The following is a 19,326-nucleotide window of genomic DNA, read 5'->3' on the forward strand; positions in this document are numbered from 1 at the left end:
GTATGGGAGATAAACCAATATCATTCAAGGATAAAGATGGTCGTTTCGTTTCAGCTGCTGATATTTGGACAACTGAAAAATTAGAAGAACTTTTTAACAAGCTCAATCCTAATCGTAAGTACCGATTGGAACGAGAAAAAAAGTTAAAAGAAACAAAATAATCATTGCATCATAAAAATACCCAACACATAGTGTTGGGTATTTTTGATTAGACGTTTAATACTTTATCAAGAAAGTCTTTGAGACGAGGATGTTTAGGATGATCAAAAATTTGTTCTGGACTACCATCTTCAAGGAACTCGCCACCATCAGTGAAAATAACGCGGTTAGCCACACGTCTTGCAAATCCCATCTCATGAGTAACAATTAACATAGTCATGCCTTGTTCTGCTAAATCCTTCATAACATTTAACACGTCACCGACCATTTCAGGGTCAAGGGCAGAAGTAGGTTCATCAAAGAGCATGACGTCAGGATTCATGGCTAGACTTCTAGCGATAGCCACACGTTGTTTTTGCCCACCTGATAAACTACCCGGAAAAGCAGCTGCTTTATCAGAAAGGCCTACTTTTTCAAGTAATTCTAAACCAATCGTTTTAGCTTCTTCTTGTGAGTACTTTCCTAGCTCGACAGGTGCAAAAATAACATTATCAAGCACTGACATGTGGGGAAATAAATTGAAATGTTGGAAAACCATACCAATATTTTCTCTAGCCTTATCAACATTAGTGTCTTTATTTGATAAGTCAAAACCATCAATGATTACTTTACCACTGGTGATGCTTTCTAGACGATTAAGTGTTCTTAAAAAGGTTGATTTTCCTGAACCTGATGGCCCGATAATACATACCACATCACCTTCGTGAAACTGGGTTGTGATACCTTTTAACACCTCATTTTTACCAAATGATTTATGTAAATCTTGAACATCAATTTTTAATGTTGTCATTAGTTAGACCTCTTTTCTAGGCGTTTTGCTAGTCTTGTTAGGAGAGTAATAATCACCAAGTACATGATGGCTAAAATAGCATACATTCGAAAGCTCTGGTAATTACGGGCGATAATAATCTTACCGGTTTGGAAAAGTTCAACTAATCCAATAGCGGAAATGATAGTTGTGTCTTTAAGTGAGATAACAAATTGGTTGATGAAGTTAGGTAACATCAATCGAATTGCCTGAGGAAGAATGATTTTTCTCATTGTAGTTGTATAAGAAACCCCTAAACTTCGACTGGCTTCCATTTGTCCAGCTGCCACAGCTTCAATACCACCACGAACAATTTCTGCAATATAAGCACCACCGTTTAAACTAAGTGCAATTGTACCAGCAACAAAATCATTGATGGGGCTTTGTTGACCAGTCATTGATTCGATAAGGTTGGGAATTCCCCAGAAGATAAAGGCGGCAACAATCATTAAGGGAATACCACGAACAACGTCAACAAAAATAGCAGCGATAACGCGAAGTCCCTTAATAGGACTAACGCTCATCATCCCAAAAATTAAACCAATGACTATGGCTAAAGCAAATGAAATAATAGCCAAGGCAAGTGTTCTCAGAAGTCCTGTTAATAATTGTTGGTAGTTATTTGAAATTAAACCAAAAATGGTGGTTTCATCGATAGATGATTCCTGATTTTGTTTTTCACCTAAATAGCTTGCAATAATTTTATCATATTCGCCACTTTCTTTCAAAGCAGCCAATCCATTATTAAACATTTCGATTAATTCTGGATGACTTCCTTTTTTTACCGCAAACCCATACTCTCCAGAAGGTTCTCCAGAAATTGGTGTTTCAAACTCACGACCTTGTTCTATGGCATATTTTAAAACAGCTTCATCATCCATTAATGCCTCTAAAGAACCGGAATTGAGACTATCATACATGGCTGAAGCTTCATCAAAAGGTTTTAAGACATAGTCGTACTTATCAGCATGTTCTTCTAAAAATTGGTAAGAAGCTGTTCCTGTTTTGGCTCCAACAGTTTTTCCTGCTAAATTCTCATAAGCTGTGATAGCACTATCTTCTTTAACAGCTAGAATAATATTTGACGTATAATAAGAATCTGAAAAATCAAAAATAGCTTTTCTTTCATCAGTGATAGACATACCAGCAATAACACCATCAGCTTGACCTGATTGAACAGCATTTAAAGCAGCGTCAAAACCGGGATGCGTAATCTCTATTGAAAACCCTTGTTGTTTCGCAATAGCCTTAATCAGTTCTAAATCAATACCGACATACTCACCACTGTCATTTTGATATTCAAATGGAGCAAATGAAGAGTCTGATACCAGATGATAGGTGTCTTTTAAAGGAGTTGCTTTTTTAGAAGCATCACCAATAGCATCTGTATCAAGAGAAGTCCATTTTTTAATGATAGTAGCATAACTACCGTTTTCTTTCATTTGTTTTAATGCATGATTGAAATCATCAATTAAGTACTCGTGTTGACTTCCTTTTTTAACTGCAAAAGCAAAACTACCAACCGTTTCACCAGCCATTTCAATGCGTAAATCTTGCCCTTGTCTAATAGCATATTGAGCAATTGGTTTATCATCCATAACAGCAAATACAGAACCTGAGTTTAAACTATTATACATGAGATCGCTTGTGTCGAATGCTTTAAGTGAGTAGCCATATTCTTTTTGGTGCTCTTTTAAAAAACTTTGTGAAACTGTACCATTTTTAACACCAACAACTTTCCCTTTTAACTGCTCATAATCAGTCACTTTATTTTTTGATGTGGTAATAATAACAATTTGTGAATCATAGTAGGTGTCTGAAAAAGTAAAGACTTTTTTTCTATCCTCTGTTACTGACATTCCAGCCATTATGGCGTCAGCCTGACCAGCTTGAACGGCATTAACAGCTGCATCAAAACCAGGAAAAGTCATCTCATAATCCCATCCAGAAATGTCAGCTACTTCTTTAATAATATCAACATCAATCCCTTTGTAAACGTGATCGGAATCTTTAAATTCAAAAGGAGCGTATGTAGAATCAGAAACAATCGTAATCTTGTCAGCCATGACGGTCTGTTGTGTCAAAAAGACAATTGATAGGAGCGATAGGAAGAATGGTAATAATTTTTTAAACATAAAGCCTCTTTTCTATGTTATAAATTATAACATAATAACAGATATATAACAAATCAAAATAAAAAACTGTTATAAAACATAACATAAAATCAAGAGATTTACTTATGAAATTCATGGTCGTTTATGATAAAATAACTAATGAGGTAAAGATATGATAAATCGAAAAAATGATAATCACTTTAAACTAGTTTCAAAATATGAGCCTTCAGGTGATCAACCACAAGCTATTGAGTCTTTGGTGGATAATATTGAAGGTGGTGAAAAAGCCCAAATTTTACTAGGGGCAACAGGAACGGGTAAAACCTATACCATGAGTCAGGTGATTCAAAAGGTTAATAAACCGACACTGGTGATTGCTCATAACAAAACGCTAGCTGGTCAACTTTATGGAGAGTTTAAAGAATTCTTTCCTGATAATGCAGTCGAATATTTCGTTTCTTACTATGATTACTATCAACCAGAAGCCTATGTGCCTTCTAGTGATACCTATATTGAAAAAGATAGTTCTGTCAATGACGAGATTGATAAACTAAGACACAGTGCCACATCTGCTCTACTTGAAAGAAATGATGTGATTGTTGTGGCATCCGTCAGTTGCATTTATGGTTTGGGTTCTCCTACTGAATATGCTGAAAGTGTTGTTAGTTTACGTCCTGGTCTTGAGATTTCAAGAGACCAGTTACTCAATGATTTGGTCAATATCCAGTTTGAGCGCAATGACATTGATTTTCAACGTGGTCGTTTTCGTGTCCGTGGCGATGTGGTTGAAGTTTTTCCAGCCAGTCGTGATGACCATGCTTTTAGGATTGAATTCTTTGGTGATGAGATTGATAGGATAAGAGAAATCGAATCTTTAACTGGGCGTGTGATTGGTGAGGTTGAACATCTTGGTATCTTCCCTGCTACTCACTTTATGACCAACGAAGAACGAATGGAAGAGTCTATTGCAAAAATTCAGGCAGAATTAACTGAACAATTAGCTGTTTTTGAAAAAGAAGGTAAATTGTTAGAAGCACAACGCCTCAAACAACGAACAGAGTACGATATCGAGATGCTTCGTGAAATGGGCTACACTAACGGTGTTGAAAATTATTCTCGTCATATGGACGGAAGAAGTGAGGGAGAGCCTCCGTTTACCCTTTTAGATTTCTTTCCAGATGATTTTTTAATCATGATTGATGAGAGTCATATGACGATGGGGCAGATAAAAGGCATGTACAATGGAGATCGCTCCAGAAAACAAATGTTGGTGGATTATGGTTTCAGGTTGCCAAGTGCACTTGATAATCGACCACTAAGAAGAGAAGAATTTGAAGAACATGTCCACCAAATTGTTTACGTATCAGCCACACCGGGAGATTATGAAATGGCTCAGACTGATACAGTTGTTGAACAGATTATTCGTCCAACTGGACTGCTTGACCCGATTGTTGACGTGAGACCAACCATGGGACAAATTGATGACCTGCTTAGTGAGATTAATGAACGTGTCAGTCGAGGCGAGAGAACTTTTATCACAACGTTGACCAAGAAAATGGCAGAAGATTTGACTGATTACTTCAAAGAGATGGGGATTAAGGTTAAATATATGCACTCAGATATTAAAACCTTAGAACGTACTGAGATTATTAGAGATTTAAGGTTGGGTGTTTTTGATGTTTTGATTGGGATTAACCTCTTACGTGAAGGTATTGATGTACCAGAAGTTAGTTTGGTGGCCATTTTGGATGCCGATAAAGAAGGTTTTCTTAGAAATACACGTGGCCTTATTCAAACCATTGGCCGTGCCGCAAGAAATGCTGATGGGCGCGTGATTATGTACGCAGATAAAATGACAGACTCAATGAGTCAAGCCATCAAAGAAACGGCACGACGTCGTGAGATTCAAATGGCTTATAACGAAGAACATGGTATCATACCAAAAACGATTAAAAAAGACATCAGAGATCTTATCGCGATTACAAAAAGTGTGGCTAAAGACGATGAGCCACTTGATTATGATAAGATGACTAAAAAAGAACGACAAGAAGCGATTAAAAAACTCCAAAGCCAAATGCAAGAAGCAGCAGAAATCCTTGACTTTGAGTTGGCCGCTCAAATCCGCGATATGATACTGGAATTAAAAACGATGGATTAAGACATAAGATAATCGTAATAGTCTTCTATACAACTCATTTTCAAAATGATATCATTAATGTTATTAAGCGACTATTAAAAAGTAATGATTTATTTTCTTAATTTAATTTTCATATGACAATAAAAAGAAAGAGAAATTTAAATGACTAAAAAAAATAATTGGATAATGTGGATTTTTATGCTAGTTTACCTGTTGCTTTTCTTGTTTTTTATAGTACAAGTCTATCTATGGAATGGTGTTACGATATTATATCTTAGTATTTTTACTTTTGGCCTTCCTTTGGTTTATATGCTACTACCATTGTTGGGATTAAGGATGTTCAAGTTGAAAAGTAAGAAATCTATTTATTTGAGTTTTATATTTAGCTTATCGCCACTTCCTTATCTATTTTTAACGTTAAAGGCATTACCTTTCCAAAATCTTGGAAGTAGCGGGGACTCTTTTGTAAAAGTAGCTTATGAACAAGCAGTTGTGGTTATTTTTGCATTAACATTGTTTATTATCACTTCAATAGTTTCATTATTCTTTTGTTTGGAGCGTTTCGAAAAGAAAGAAAAGAATCCTGAGCTTTTTGAAAATATTGAAAAAACTTCTAAGTGAAGATCTTATACATTATTCAATTATTTAAAATAGTCACCATTTCTCAAGAAAAGTTGTGCTTTATAGTTTTTAAAAAATAGGAGAATTTTATGTCACGCAATCAAGAAGTGATTTTAACAAATATGTGTTTAATAGAGGACGATAAAGGAAATGTGCTTGTTCAGATAAGAAAACCGGAAATGTATCGCTGGTCTGGTGTTGCTTTCCCGGGAGGGCATATTGAAGAAAAAGAGAGCCTCCATGATGCCGTCGTCAGAGAAGTACTTGAAGAAACAGGATTAACGATTAAGCAGCCAAAATTAGTTGGGATGAAACACTGGTACAATCAAGATGGTATTCGTTACCTAGTGTTTCTCTATCGTACTAATCAATATGAGGGACTGGTACAATCCTCTGACGAAGGCGAAGTCAAATGGGTTAAGAAGACAGAACTTCCTAATATGGATCTAGCTTTTGACTTATTAGAATTATTAAAGGTATTTGAAGATGATACCTTGTCAGAATTTTTCTATCGACCAATAGAAAATGGAAAATGGCAAAATGAGCTGTACTAGCTAATCTTTACCCCAAACAACAGGACACTCCTGTTGTTTTTTACTTAACAAAAAATAGTGTTTAAAACGATAGATAGTTTCTACCCATACAACCACAAGTCAAAGTCTTGTTTTTTCCTATACTAATAGTGTATAATAGCATAAAGGAGGGTTAGACATGGAGTTACATTCACATCTTGAGAGAAATTTAGATGATGCTTATGACCATGTGATTGCGCATTTAAAAGAGAAAAAAATTCGTATCACCGAGTCTCGAAAAGCCATTATTTCTTATATCATTCAATCCTATGATCACCCTAGTGCAGAAATGATTTACCGTGATCTAAAGCCCAAATTTCCTAACCTAAGTCTTGCAACCGTCTATAACAATATTAGATTTTTGGTCGATGAAGGATTTGTGTCAGAAATAAAGCCAAGTAATGACAATACCACCTATTTTGATTTTATGGGTCATAAACACCTTAATGTTGTCTGTGAACAGTGTGGTAAGATTACTGACTTTATGGATATCGATTTCTCACACATTCAAAAAGAAGCAGCAGAACAAACCAACTATAAAATTACTAAGAGTCAATTTTTAATCTATGGTATTTGTCCTGAATGCCAACTAAGAAATAAAGAAAGCTGAGAAGCTTTTTTTATTTTGTTTAGAATTATTCTAAATAAACTTGACTTTTTTATTTATAACCATTATAATTAAATTGTGGTTAATTAGAACGGTTATAAAAAGGAGTCAATCATGAAAGTCATCCATTGGTTAAAGAAAAATCCTAAAATGTTAAAAACCTTACTGTGTTTAGGTCTTATTATCATAGGTTTTGTTGTGCAGTCTTACCTCCCAATTGTGGGAACCCTTGTATTAATTTTGGCTTTCATTGTTGGTGGTTATGATTCTGCCAAGGAAGGTTTCCTAGACTTAGTGGAAAATCATCATTTAAACGTTGATATCCTCATGTTTTTAGCAGCGATAGGTGCTGGGATAATCGGTTACTGGCTGGAAGGGGCTATCCTCATCTTTATCTTCTCTTTGTCTAATAGTTTGGAAGAATTAGCCATGGAGAAAAGTAAAAATGCTATTTCTGCTTTGATGTCTTTAACACCAGATGTCGCAAGAAAGATTACAGCTGATGGTCAAATCGTAGAAGTGGCAACAGACTCTCTAAAAATCGGTGATGCGGTCCAAGTTCGAAAAGGCGAAGCTGTTCCTATTGATGGGACTTTAACAAGTGATTTTGCTCTTGTTGATGAATCAATGGTGACAGGAGAGCCCATTTCAGTTGAAAAATATCTTAACGACAGTCTTATCGGTGGCACCATTAATTTAGATAATCAGATCACAATGACAGTGACTGTTGAAAACAAAGATACCCTCTTTGCTAAAATTGTTAGCCTTGTTGAAGAAGCGCATGAGAATAAAAGTAAAACGGCGAGTTTCATTGAAGGACTTGAAGACAACTATGTTAAAGCAGTTCTCCTTTTGGTACCAATCTTTATCCTTGTCAGTCATTTCATCTTTGGTTGGGAGTGGCTGGACAGTTTCTATCGTGGCATGATTCTATTGACTGTGGCTTCACCTTGTGCTCTTGTGGCGAGTTCAACGCCAGCCACCCTATCAGCTATTAGCCGTGCGGCACAAAGTGGCCTCATCGTTAAAGGTGGCGATATTATCGATCGTATGGGTGACATTAGTGTGGTCGTTATGGATAAGACGGGTACACTGACTAAGGGCTTGCCAAGTGTCATTCATACTGAGATTCTTTCAGAAGAAATCCTTGTCAACCAAGTTGTGAAAACCGTTGAAGCAACTAGTACTCACCCCATTTCATCTGCCTTGTTGGAGTATACTAAAACAGTTGAAATCCTTTCCTTAGATGAGCTAGAAGATGTGACAGGTAAAGGTTTTAAAGCCAGCTATCAGGGTGATGTTTGGCGTATTGGTAAAAAATCTTTTATCCTAGAAGCTATCGAAGAACTACCAAAAGAGCTTGCAAAAACGATTGCAAAAGAAGAGAAAGAAGGAAAAACTCTTGTTTTTGTTAGTCGCAATCAAGAACTGATGGGTTATTATAGCCTCTTTGATGAGATAAAAGAAGAAAGTCGTTTAGCCATTTCACAATTACAAGGCATGGGCATTAAAACCATTATGTTGACAGGTGATAACGAAAAAACAGCGCAACATATTGCTAGTCTTCTTGGGATTGACCACGTCATCGCCAATTGTCTTCCGCAAGATAAAACAGCAGCTATTAAGACATTAAAAGAAAAACATCATGGTGTAGCCATGGTGGGAGATGGGATAAATGACGCCCCAGCTCTTGCACTAGCAGATGTCAGTTATGCTATTGGCGCAGGTAGTGATATCGCTATTGAAAGTGCTGATAGTGTCATCATGGATGATTTGACTAGATTACCGTTTTCTATTGCCTTGTCACGAAAAATGAAAACCGTGATTAAAGAAAATATTATTTTTGCTCTTTCTGTTATTCTGATATTGATTTTAGCTAATGTCTTTCAATTAGTAACCTTACCACTTGGCGTGGTTGGCCATGAAGGTAGTACAATTCTAGTGATTTTAAACGGTCTTCGTCTTTTAAGAACAACTCCATTTCTTGCAACTTTCAAAGTAAAAGGATATAATGTAAAAAAACCTGAAAGAGAGTTTGTATGATTTATTTTGTTGTTGGTTTATTGGCAGTATTTTCTATTGTAAAGATTATTAGTTTTATGATGTTAACGAAAAATATCAAGCCAACTCAGGAAGATATTGCTGCTGCTAAAAAAAGACTAGCAGAAGAACAATCAAAAAAAGACCATAAAGATGAAGATGATGATGATTTTGATTTTTAAACACACAAAAAGCCCTTTGAACAAGGGCTTTTAATTGTTTTAAAGTGTTTTTAGCTGACCACGGAAATCTTCAATGGTTTCATAACCTTTTTCAGCCATAATGGCTTTTAATTCATTAGTAATGCGTTCGAAAATAGCAACGCCTTCTTGGTGAAGAGCAGTTCCCACTTGAACCATGCTAGCACCACAAAGGATGTGTTCAAAAGCGTCACGACCAGTTTTGACACCACCAGTTCCAATAATTTTAATGGAAGGGTTAAGACGCTTATAAAAGGCATGGACATTAGCTAGAGCTGTTGGTTTGATATAATCACCACCAATACCACCAAAACCATCTTTTGGTTTAATCACGACAGTTTCATCAGAAATAACTAAGCCATTACCAATCGAATTAACACAGTTGACAAAAACAAGTGGAAATTGATTGAAGATAGCAGCCGCCTGATCAAAGTGAACAATATCAAAGTAAGGTGGCAACTTAACACCAAGTGGTTTGGTATAATATGAGAAAGCTTCTGACAAGAGTTTTTCTGTGGCTTCAAAATCATAAGCAATTTGAGGTTTACCAGGAACATTTGGACAAGAAAGATTGAGTTCAACCAAGCCCTGATAGTCACTGTCTTGTACTCTTTTCAAGATAAGATGTGTTTCATCTGGCGATAAACCAACTAATGAGAGAAAATGAGGTTTGTTGTCTGGATTTTTTTCCAGTTCAGTCACATACTCTAAGTAGTAGTCAATACCAAGATTTGGTAGCCCCATCGAATTAATTGAACCTAAGTCGGTGTCGAAATAACGAGGTTCAGGGTTTCCGGCTCTTTCATTTAACGTTCCTGTTTTGGTGACAAATGAGCCAGCCATTGACGCATCAATATCAGCTAGTTCTTCTCTGGTGTAGCAATGAATACCAGCAGCATTCATCAAGCAGTTTGAAAAATGAAAAGTTCCAACAGTGGTAGCGGTAGATGTCATAGTAGCCTCCAAAAATGATTTTTACTATTGTACCATGTGAGAAGAAGTCTAAGCAAGCCAAAAAAGTGTTTTCAAGTTTTTTCTTTGTTTTAGTAGATTTTTTCACAAATTTTTTGTAGAATAGAAAAAGTAAATTAATGACAGTTGTCAAAAAATAAAGGAGAATGATAAATGGCAAAATTAGTATTTGCACGTCATGGTGAATCACTATGGAACAAAGCTAACCTCTTTACAGGTTGGGCAGATGTAGACCTTTCAGAAAAAGGTGTTGAACAAGCTATTGAAGCTGGTAAATTGATTAAAGAAGCTGGTATTGAGTTTGATATCGCCTTCACATCAGTTCTTAAACGTGCAATCAAAACAACTAACTTAGCACTTGAAAGTGCAGACCAATTATGGTTGCCTGTTGAAAAGTCATGGCGTTTAAATGAACGTCACTATGGTGGCTTAACTGGTAAAAACAAAGCAGAAGCAGCTGCTGAATTTGGTGATGAGCAAGTCCACATCTGGCGCCGTTCATACGATACCTTACCACCATTAATGTCAAGAGATGATGAACATTCAGCACATACTGATCGTCGTTATGCTTTGCTAGATGACAGTGTTATTCCAGATGCTGAAAACTTGAAAGTAACTCTAGAGCGTGCTTTACCATTCTGGGAAGATAAAATTGCACCAGCCCTTAAAGAAGGTAAAAATGTTTTCGTTGCAGCTCATGGTAACTCAATTCGTGCCCTTGTAAAACATATCAAACAATTATCAGATGATGAGATTATGGGTGTTGAAATTCCAAACTTCCCACCACTTGTTTTCGAGTTTGATGACAAGTTAAATGTTCAAAATGAATATTATCTTGGAAAATAGTTAGTTTGCATAAAAATTAAAGAGCATTTAAGGTGCTCTTTTTTAATAGTAAAAAAAATGTAGAAAAAACAATTTTTGAATAGCTAACAAAGCTTATAACTAGGGCTTATTTCAAATAATTTTAACTGACATAAACAGTCACAATTTTTAAGCCAACACCCTTGCGCTTTACAAATAATAATGATATATTTATAAGTGGAATATCCTCTATAAAAAATGAAAGGAAGTAGATATGTATTCTAAACTAAAAACATTTCTAAAGTCATCTATAATCGCACTGATTGCAGTTATAGGTGTCTTTACGGTTTCAGCAAATACTGTTGAAGCTAAAGAACTAGATGATGTCATTACAGACATTGTTATCTGGGACACCGGTAATGGAAGGGAGGCCTCGAAAAAAGGAACGGGTGAGTATGTACTTGTTGAAAATAGAAATTATAGTTTCTTAACAAAATTTGATCTTTCAGCATATAACAACAACTTAGCTGACGGAGATTTCTTTAACTTTGATATTCCAGCTCCATTTAATATTGCAGCAAGTACTTTTGATATCACTGACCCTGAAACAGGTATTGCTATTGGTACTGCCAAAGTGACTCCTGCTGGTACAGCTCAAGGTGGCTCTGTTAAAATCACTCTTAAAAATCTACAAGATTATAAAGATCAAAAGCAGACAACAGAGATTCTTAATGTTAAGGGAACTTTTTTTGCTCAGTTTAATATGACTGAGGTGTTGGCGACAACAACCAAAACGTTTGAGAACATAAAAGATGTTGGAACAAAAGATATTGTGCTTTCCGTTATTCCAAAAGCCACTTCCGATAACACTGCAGTTCTAGCAAATGAGAACATTGCTAAATATAGTGGTGTGTTGACTAATCGTCCATACACTTCAGATATTTTAGGTAAATCTGGTGACTATCAACACCCATGGCGCATCCGTCTTAATGGTTCAGGTAAAGACTACAATGAACTAAAAATCACTGACACTGTTGATGATTCTGGTGCACCAATGCAATTTATTCCTGAACTTTTGGTGGTAACTGCTGGTGACAGTATTAATCAAGGTTACCAATTAGACAACAAGGAAACCCTTGTTGAAGGTACAGACTATACTGTTACTTATAATGCAGCTTACACTAAGTTTGAAATTAATATTATCAACCCTGGAACTAGACGTTTCATGATTGACTATGCAACAACTGCTCCTGCTGATGGTTCTGTTGTTGCTAATACTGTTAAAGTCACCTCTGATAAAGGCGATGTAACTGTAAGAGATGATTCAACGGCAACTTCAATAACAGTTGAACGTCTTAGTAAAATTACAACTGGTGGTACCATCAGTATCGAAACAGGAAACCGTATTACCATCTATAAAACAGATGAAGATACTGGTAAACCTCTAGCAGGTGCGATTTTCAAAATCACTAAACCTGACCAAACTGAAGTAACATTAGATCCAACTGACGCTGAAAATGGACGTGTGCAATCACCAGTCTTTACTGAAGCAGAAGTTAAAGCTGGTAAGTTCACTATTACTGAGATCACAGCTCCAGATGGCTATAACATTACTGCAGACCCAATTCAAGTGAGTGTTTCTGACAAAGGTGCTATCCGTACCATCACTAACAAGAAAAAAGAACCAGTACCTGTAAGTGTTTCTATTGAAGCAACTAAAGCTTTAACAGGACGCGACTTAGCAGCTGATGAGTTTGAATTTGAACTTAAAGATGAAAAAGGAACTGTTATCGCAACTGCTAAAAATACTGCGGATGGCAACATTGTTTTTGCTGACGTTGAATTTACAAAAGCAGGAACTTACAACTACACTATTGAAGAAAAAGCTGGTAACTTAGGTGGTGTAACATATGACACAACTCCTAAGGCAGTTACCATCGAAGTTACTAAAGAAGCTGCTGATCCAGGTACTGATCCTAAGTATGATGGCAAATTAGTAGCAAATGTTATTTCTGAAAAAGCTGTTTTCAATAATACTTATGCTCCAGCTGAAACAAATATTGTTATTAAAGCAACTAAAACATTAGTTGGACGTGATTTAAAAGAAGGTGAATTCACATTCAACCTTAAAGATACTAGTGGTAAAATTTGGCTTACTGCAACAAATGCAGCAGACGGAACTATTACATTTGCACCAAAAACATTTACTGCAGCAGGAACTTACAACTACACTATTAGTGAAGTAAAAGGTACTGAAGTTGGAATGACTTATGATGAAACTGAGCGTCCTCTTACAGTAACTGTAACTGATGATGGTCAAGGTCAACTTTCTGCGACTGTAACTCCTGCATCAGAACTTGCTTTTGAAAATACTTATAAAGCACCAACTTACAAACTAGGAAACTACGTTTGGATTGATGCTAACAAAGACGGTAACCAAGACGCTGGTGAAACACCAGTTGCAGATGTTAAGGTTGTTCTTACTAAAGCAGACGGTTCAACTGAAGAAACTAAAACCAATGCTGATGGTTACTATGAATTCCCTAACTTACCAAACGGTGACTACACTGTTGACTTCACTGTTCCAGACGGTTACGAAGTAACGCCAGTGACAAGTGACGATGATAACGTTGATGGTAACTCAAACAACGCTACAACAACTGGAACAATCAACAATGCAGACAACATGACCATTGACTTAGGTCTTGTTAAGAAAGTCTACAAACTAGGAAACTACGTTTGGATTGATGCTAATAAAGACGGTAACCAAGACGCTGGTGAAACACCAGTAGCAGATGTTAAAGTTGTTCTTACAAAAGCAGACGGTTCAACTGAAGAAACTAAAACCAATGCTGATGGTTACTATGAATTCCCTAACTTACCAAACGGTGACTACACTGTTGACTTCACTGTTCCAGACGGTTACGAAGTAACGCCAGTGACAAGTGATGATGATAACGTTGATGGTAACTCAAACAACGCTACAACAACTGGAACAATCAACAACGCAGACAACATGACCATTGACTTAGGTCTTGTTAAGAAAGTCTACAAACTAGGAAACTACGTTTGGATTGATGCTAATAAAGACGGTAACCAAGACGCTAATGAAACACCAGTAGCAGGTGTTAAAGTTGTTCTTACAAAAGCAGATGGTTCAACTGAAGAAACAACAACTGATGATAAAGGATTCTATGAATTCCCTAACTTAGACAACGGTGACTATACTGTTAAATTCACTGTTCCAGACGGTTACGAAGTAACACCAGTGACAAGTGATGATGATAACGTTGATGGTAACTCAAACAACGCTACAACAGCTGGAACAATCAACAACGCAGACAACATGACCGTTGACTTAGGTCTTGTTAAGAAAGTCTACAAACTAGGAAACTACGTTTGGATTGATGCTAACAAAGACGGTAACCAAGACGCTAATGAAACACCAGTTTCAGGTGTCGAAGTAGTTCTTACAAAAGCAGATGGATCTACAGAAACAATAACAACTGATGATAAAGGATTCTATGAATTCTCTAACTTAGACAACGGTGACTATACTGTTAAATTCACTGTTCCAGACGGTTACGAAGTAACACCAGTGACAAGTGACGATGATAACGTTGATGGTAACTCAAACAACGCTACAACAGCTGGAACAATCAACAATGCAGACAACATGACTGTTGACTTGGGTCTTGTTAAGAAAGTCTACAAACTAGGAAACTACGTTTGGATTGATGCTAACAAAGACGGTAACCAAGACGCTAATGAAACACCAGTTGCAGGTGTCGAAGTAGTTCTTACAAAAGCAGATGGAACTACAGAAACAACAACAACTGATGATAAAGGATTCTATGAATTCCCTAACTTAGACAACGGTGACTATACTGTTAAATTCACTGTTCCAGACGGTTACGAAGTAACACCAGTGACAAGTGACGATGATAACGTTGATGGTAACTCAAACAACGCTACAACAGCTGGAACAATCAACAATGCAGACAACATGACTGTTGACTTGGGTCTTGTTAAGAAAGTCTACAAACTAGGAAACTACGTTTGGATTGATGCTAACAAAGACGGTAACCAAGACGCTAATGAAACACCAGTTGCAGGTGTCGAAGTAGTTCTTACAAAAGCAGATGGAACTACAGAAACAACAACAACTGATGATAAAGGATTCTATGAATTCCCTAACTTAGACAACGGTGACTATACTGTTAAATTCACTGTTCCAGACGGTTACGAAGTAACACCAGTGACAAGTGACGATGATAACGTTGATGGTAACTCAAACAACGCTACAACAACTGGAACAATCAACAATGCAGACAACATGACTGTTGACTTAGGTCTTGTTAAGAAAGTAGATCCAACAACGACTACAACAACCACTACAACGACCACTACAACAACCACAACAACGACTACAACTTCAGAAGAGCCAACGACTACAACTACTGTAGGATCATCTTCTGAAGAGTCTACAACGACTACAGAAGAGCCAACGACTACAACAACAGTGGCTCCAACAACAACTACAGAAGAGCCAACGACCACAACAACAGTGGCTCCAACAACAACTACAGAAGAGCCAACGACTACAACAACAGAGGCTCCAACAACCACCACAACTGAAGAACCTACTACGACTACAACAACTACAGAAGAACCTAAATATAAATTAGGTGACTATGTATGGGTTGATAGTAACAAAAATGGTAAACAAGATGCTGGTGAAAAACCTGTAGCAGGTGTTAAAGTAACTATTACCAAGCCTGATGGTACAACTGAAACAACCACTACTAATAATAAAGGATTCTATGAATTCCCTAACTTAGTGAATGGTGACTATACAATTGAATTTACTGTTCCAGAAGGTTATGAAGTAACTCCAGTTACTGATAACGCTGATCATGTTGATGGTAATTCAAATACTGCTAAGACTTCAGGTTCTATTAAAGGCTCTGATAACTTAACAGTTGACTTAGGTCTTGTGATGAAAGCTTCACCTAAGAAAGAAACACCTAAGAAAGATACTCTTCCAAAAACAGGTGATAATAGTGTTCTTGAAACCACACTAGTTGCCTTTGGTATGATGATTCTTTCAGGCTTTGGCTTTTATGTCTATAAAAAGCAAAGTAACTAACGATGACTTATAGCAGATGATTTTCATCTTCTATAAATGATTCAAGAAAAACACTCTAGTGATTTACTAGAGTGTTTTTTGTTATGGAATAAGACTTAAATTTATTGAAACATTGTGAATAATATTGTTATCTTGAAATAATACTGTTATAATAATAGTAATTTAATTCTTTGTGAGGTAAATATGGAGACACCAGAGGTAATATTAGAAAAAACAATAACCATTGGAACACATAAAATTCATAAAACTTTTTTGCAAAAAGCTATTCTTGGATTTATTGGTGGTGCAATGATCAGTTTGGGCTATCTTCTTTATGTTAGAGTAGCAGCAAGTGGTATTGAAAGTCTTGGTACTTTTTCTGGATTTGTTGGTGCTAGTGTCTTTCCTATTGGTTTAATCGTTATTCTACTAGCTGGTGGTGAACTTATTACAGGGAACATGATGGCTGTTTCAGCAGCTTTTATTGCAAAAAAAATTAGCATTAAGGATCTTTTAAATAACTGGTTTGTTATCACTCTTTTTAACGTGATTGGTGCGGTATTTGTAGCCTATGTTTTTGGTCATCTTGTTGGGTTAACAACAACAGGTCATTTCCAGATAGAAGTGATAGAAGTGGCACATGCAAAACTAGCAGCTAGTCCTCTACAAGCATTTTTATCTGGAATAGGTTGTAATTGGTTTGTCGGTATAGCACTTTGGTTATGTTATGGTGCAAAAGATAGTATCGGTAAAATAGTAGGCATTTGGTTTCCAGTTATGACTTTTGTTGCGATTGGTTTTCAGCATAGTGTTGCTAATGCTTTTATCATTCCTGCCGCAATTTTTGAAGGTGCTGCTAGTTGGAGTGATTTTCTAAGTAATTTTACTTTTGTCTATTTAGGAAATATTATTGGTGGTGCCATTTTTGTCTCCTTATTTTACTATCTTGTTTATCATAAAAAGTCATTAAATTAGTAATCAAAAATATCAATTTTTAAAATAGAAAAATCTGTCACGAGCAGGTTTTTTTTATTAAATTATGATAAAATAAAAGTCAGAGTTTTAGAAAGTAGAGTATGATATGGCAGATAATCAACGTCCAACGAGAAAAAATCGTGTCAAAGTGGGAAAAATAATTGCGAATCGCATTAACCTGCTTTTTTTCATCATTGTTTTTTTATTTATTATCTTAATTCTACGTTTGGCTGATATGCAGTTGATTAATAAGGAATTTTATACCTCAAAAATAACTGCTTTAACGACATATACTGTAACAACCTCTAATCCAAGAGGGCAAATTTATGATGCTAAAGGCGTTCCTCTTGCTAAAAATAATATCAATGAAGTTGTTGCCTACACGAGAAATTACACCTCAACAGCTCAAGAAATTAGAGAAACAGCTCAAAAATTATCCGATTATGTGACAATATCTGATGTTAAGGTATCAGAACGCGATAAAAAGGATTACTACTTAGCACTAACCAGTAACTACCAAGACATTTATGAGTCATTATCAGACGATCAAAAATACGATGAATTTGGTAATAAATTATCTGAATCAGTTATCTACAAAAATGCAGTAGACGCTGTAGCTGAAGATCTTATTACTTTTTCAGATGAAGAATTAAAAGTGGTTTCTCTCTTTTCACAAATGAATGCGACTCCAACGTTTAACACCTCCTTTTTAAAAACGGATGCTATCACCCCTAAAGAAATTGCCATGATTGCTAGTAATCAATCAAAATTGCCAGGTGTTTCTATACAATCAACTTGGGATAGGGTAGTGTCTGATAATTCCCTAGCTGATGTTATTGGTACCATTTCAACTGAAAAAACAGGTCTACCTGCTGAAGAGTTAGATGACTATCTTAAAAAAGGTTACTCCTTAAATGACCGTGTTGGGACAAGTTATCTTGAAAAATCTTATGAAGATTACTTACAAGGCAAACGCACCACAAGACAAATTGTTGTCAATAAAAAAGGTCAAGTGGTTAGCGATGACGTTGAAACACAAGGCCAACAAGGCAATAATCTTAAACTAACTGTTGATTTAAACTTTCAAGAAGGTGTTGAAGATATCTTAAAACGCTATTTTGAATCCGAACTGGCCCTTCAAAACACCCAAAATTCAGAAGGCATTTATGCGGTTGTTTTAGATGTTGATACAGGCGCTATTTTATCGATGGCTGGTTATCAGAACGACATCAAAACAGGAACTTTGCAAAAAAACGCTTTGGGGACCATTACCGAAGTTTTTACTCCAGGTTCAGTCGTTAAAGGAGCAACTATCTCAGCTGGCTTTGAACATCAAGTTATTGCAGGGAACCAAACTCTTTTTGATCAAGCCATTCAATTAGCCGATTCAGCTCCTATCAAATCATGGTTTACAACAAGTCCGTTACCAATCACTGCTAGTCAGGCGTTAGAGTATTCCTCAAATACCTATATGGTGCAAGTGGCTCTTAAAATCTTAGGTCAAGAATATGTGCCTGGAATGGTTCTAGCAACCGATAATACTGAAGAAGCTATGACCCAATTACGTGAGTCTTTTGCTCAATACGGATTGGGTGTTAGTACAGGTATTGATCTTCCTGGAGAATCATTAGGTTTTATCCCAACAGAATTTGATGTTGCCAATTACCTAACAGAAAGTTTTGGCCAGTTTGATAACTATACCACAATGCAATTAGCTCAATATGCAGCAACAGTTGCAAATGGAGGCAATCGTCTTGCTCCTCATCTGGTAGAAGGCATCTACAAGCAAGAAAACAATGGGGAATCAGGAGAATTAATTGAAAGTATTCAACCAAAATCTTTAAATACAGTTGCTATCTCACCTGAGGAAATGGCTATTATCCAAGATGGTTTTTTCCAAGTGGTTAATAGTGATTCAACATTTTCAACAGGTCGAAAAATTGGTCAAGGAGCTAATGTTAGCATCTCAGCAAAAACGGGAACTGCAGAAAGTTATGTGAAAGATAAAGACGGTAAACTTGTTTATACATCAAACTTAAATGTTGTTGCCTATGCTCCTAGTGATAATCCAAAAATTGCTGTGGCAGTTGTATTACCCCACGAATCAGACTTAACTGGAACTGTTAGTCATGATATTACCCGAGATATTGTTAATCTTTATCATTCAATGAATCCCATGAACTAGAAAG

At 36.3% G+C, this 19,326-nt stretch carries 14 protein-coding genes; 11 read left to right on the top strand and 3 right to left on the bottom strand.

All coding sequences use genetic code 11. The annotated features are described in order from the left end of the window. The first annotated feature begins 2 nt into the window (after window positions 1–2). Complete coding sequence (locus tag N7659_RS04410) at window positions 3–161, top strand: hypothetical protein (protein WP_199566959.1); 159 nt, start codon at window positions 3–5, stop codon at window positions 159–161. 47 nt (window positions 162–208) lie between these two features. On the opposite strand, the gene N7659_RS04415 is transcribed toward N7659_RS04410, so the two are convergent. Both N7659_RS04415 and N7659_RS04420 read right to left on the bottom strand, forming a co-directional pair. Continuing rightward, window positions 209–949 carry an amino acid ABC transporter ATP-binding protein gene (locus tag N7659_RS04415; protein ID WP_263276015.1) on the bottom strand — a complete coding sequence of 247 codons (741 nt, stop codon included), beginning with the start codon at window positions 947–949 and terminating at the stop codon, window positions 209–211. Then, entirely contained in the window at window positions 949–3,102 is a 2,154-nt protein-coding gene (locus N7659_RS04420; protein ID WP_263276016.1) for an ABC transporter substrate-binding protein/permease, read from the bottom strand. The genes N7659_RS04415 and N7659_RS04420 overlap by 1 nt, the downstream gene beginning before the upstream one ends. Window positions 3,103–3,253: 151 nt before the next feature. Between N7659_RS04420 and uvrB the strand changes: the two genes are divergently transcribed. From uvrB to N7659_RS04450, 6 genes are all read left to right on the top strand, one after another. Further along, window positions 3,254–5,239 carry an excinuclease ABC subunit UvrB gene (gene uvrB / locus N7659_RS04425; protein ID WP_263276017.1) on the top strand — a complete coding sequence of 662 codons (1,986 nt, stop codon included), beginning with the start codon at window positions 3,254–3,256 and terminating at the stop codon, window positions 5,237–5,239. Between the two features lie 141 nt (window positions 5,240–5,380). Further along, window positions 5,381–5,839, top strand: coding sequence for a hypothetical protein (locus tag N7659_RS04430; protein WP_263276018.1), 459 nt, complete (start codon window positions 5,381–5,383; stop codon window positions 5,837–5,839). 89 nt (window positions 5,840–5,928) lie between these two features. Further along, the gene (locus tag N7659_RS04435; RefSeq protein ID WP_263276019.1) at window positions 5,929–6,393 is read left to right on the top strand and encodes an 8-oxo-dGTP diphosphatase; all 465 of its coding nucleotides are present in this window, start codon (window positions 5,929–5,931) and stop codon (window positions 6,391–6,393) included. A 157-nt stretch (window positions 6,394–6,550) separates the two neighbouring features. Continuing rightward, entirely contained in the window at window positions 6,551–7,021 is a 471-nt protein-coding gene (gene perR, locus N7659_RS04440; protein WP_263276020.1) for a peroxide-responsive transcriptional repressor PerR, read from the top strand. Between the two features lie 111 nt (window positions 7,022–7,132). Next, entirely contained in the window at window positions 7,133–9,061 is a 1,929-nt protein-coding gene (locus N7659_RS04445; RefSeq protein ID WP_263276021.1) for a heavy metal translocating P-type ATPase, read from the top strand. Continuing rightward, entirely contained in the window at window positions 9,058–9,240 is a 183-nt protein-coding gene (locus tag N7659_RS04450; protein ID WP_263276022.1) for a hypothetical protein, read from the top strand. Before N7659_RS04445 ends, N7659_RS04450 begins: the two co-directional genes overlap by 4 nt. Window positions 9,241–9,279: 39 nt before the next feature. Here N7659_RS04450 and N7659_RS04455 read toward each other — a convergent pair whose 3' ends face one another. Further along, a complete protein-coding gene (locus N7659_RS04455; RefSeq protein ID WP_263276023.1) occupies window positions 9,280–10,212 on the bottom strand; it encodes a dihydroorotate oxidase in 933 nt (310 codons plus the stop codon). A gap of 171 nt (window positions 10,213–10,383) precedes the next feature. On the opposite strand from N7659_RS04455, the gene N7659_RS04460 reads away from it, so the two are divergent. The 4 genes from N7659_RS04460 to pbp2b all read left to right on the top strand — a co-directional run bounded on the left by N7659_RS04460 (window position 10,384) and on the right by pbp2b (window position 19,322). Then, on the top strand, window positions 10,384–11,076 hold the full coding sequence (locus tag N7659_RS04460) for a phosphoglycerate mutase (protein ID WP_263276024.1): 693 nt from the start codon (window positions 10,384–10,386) through the stop codon (window positions 11,074–11,076). Between the two features lie 232 nt (window positions 11,077–11,308). Then, entirely contained in the window at window positions 11,309–16,183 is a 4,875-nt protein-coding gene (locus tag N7659_RS04465; protein ID WP_263276025.1) for an SdrD B-like domain-containing protein, read from the top strand. A 183-nt stretch (window positions 16,184–16,366) separates the two neighbouring features. Further along, window positions 16,367–17,137, top strand: coding sequence for a formate/nitrite transporter family protein (locus tag N7659_RS04470; RefSeq protein WP_263276026.1), 771 nt, complete (start codon window positions 16,367–16,369; stop codon window positions 17,135–17,137). A 106-nt stretch (window positions 17,138–17,243) separates the two neighbouring features. Further along, window positions 17,244–19,322, top strand: coding sequence for a penicillin-binding protein PBP2B (gene pbp2b, locus N7659_RS04475; RefSeq protein ID WP_263276027.1), 2,079 nt, complete (start codon window positions 17,244–17,246; stop codon window positions 19,320–19,322). The last annotated feature ends 4 nt before the right edge of the window (window positions 19,323–19,326 follow it).

This window comes from Streptococcus sp. CSL10205-OR2 (genome assembly GCF_025660655.1).
Taxonomy (GTDB): Bacteria; Bacillota; Bacilli; order Lactobacillales; family Streptococcaceae; genus Streptococcus.

Coding starts and splice junctions, on each gene's coding strand:
- N7659_RS04445 (WP_263276021.1), top strand. CDS start 7,133: ATGAAAGTCATCCATTGGTTAAAGAAAAATCCTAAAATGTTAAAAACC.
- N7659_RS04420 (WP_263276016.1), bottom strand. CDS start 3,102: ATGTTTAAAAAATTATTACCATTCTTCCTATCGCTCCTATCAATTGTC.
- N7659_RS04465 (WP_263276025.1), top strand. CDS start 11,309: ATGTATTCTAAACTAAAAACATTTCTAAAGTCATCTATAATCGCACTG.
- N7659_RS04450 (WP_263276022.1), top strand. CDS start 9,058: ATGATTTATTTTGTTGTTGGTTTATTGGCAGTATTTTCTATTGTAAAG.
- N7659_RS04435 (WP_263276019.1), top strand. CDS start 5,929: ATGTCACGCAATCAAGAAGTGATTTTAACAAATATGTGTTTAATAGAG.
- N7659_RS04470 (WP_263276026.1), top strand. CDS start 16,367: ATGGAGACACCAGAGGTAATATTAGAAAAAACAATAACCATTGGAACA.
- uvrB (WP_263276017.1), top strand. CDS start 3,254: ATGATAAATCGAAAAAATGATAATCACTTTAAACTAGTTTCAAAATAT.
- N7659_RS04430 (WP_263276018.1), top strand. CDS start 5,381: ATGACTAAAAAAAATAATTGGATAATGTGGATTTTTATGCTAGTTTAC.
- N7659_RS04415 (WP_263276015.1), bottom strand. CDS start 949: ATGACAACATTAAAAATTGATGTTCAAGATTTACATAAATCATTTGGT.
- pbp2b (WP_263276027.1), top strand. CDS start 17,244: ATGGCAGATAATCAACGTCCAACGAGAAAAAATCGTGTCAAAGTGGGA.
- N7659_RS04455 (WP_263276023.1), bottom strand. CDS start 10,212: ATGACATCTACCGCTACCACTGTTGGAACTTTTCATTTTTCAAACTGC.
- perR (WP_263276020.1), top strand. CDS start 6,551: ATGGAGTTACATTCACATCTTGAGAGAAATTTAGATGATGCTTATGAC.
- N7659_RS04460 (WP_263276024.1), top strand. CDS start 10,384: ATGGCAAAATTAGTATTTGCACGTCATGGTGAATCACTATGGAACAAA.
- N7659_RS04410 (WP_199566959.1), top strand. CDS start 3: ATGGGAGATAAACCAATATCATTCAAGGATAAAGATGGTCGTTTCGTT.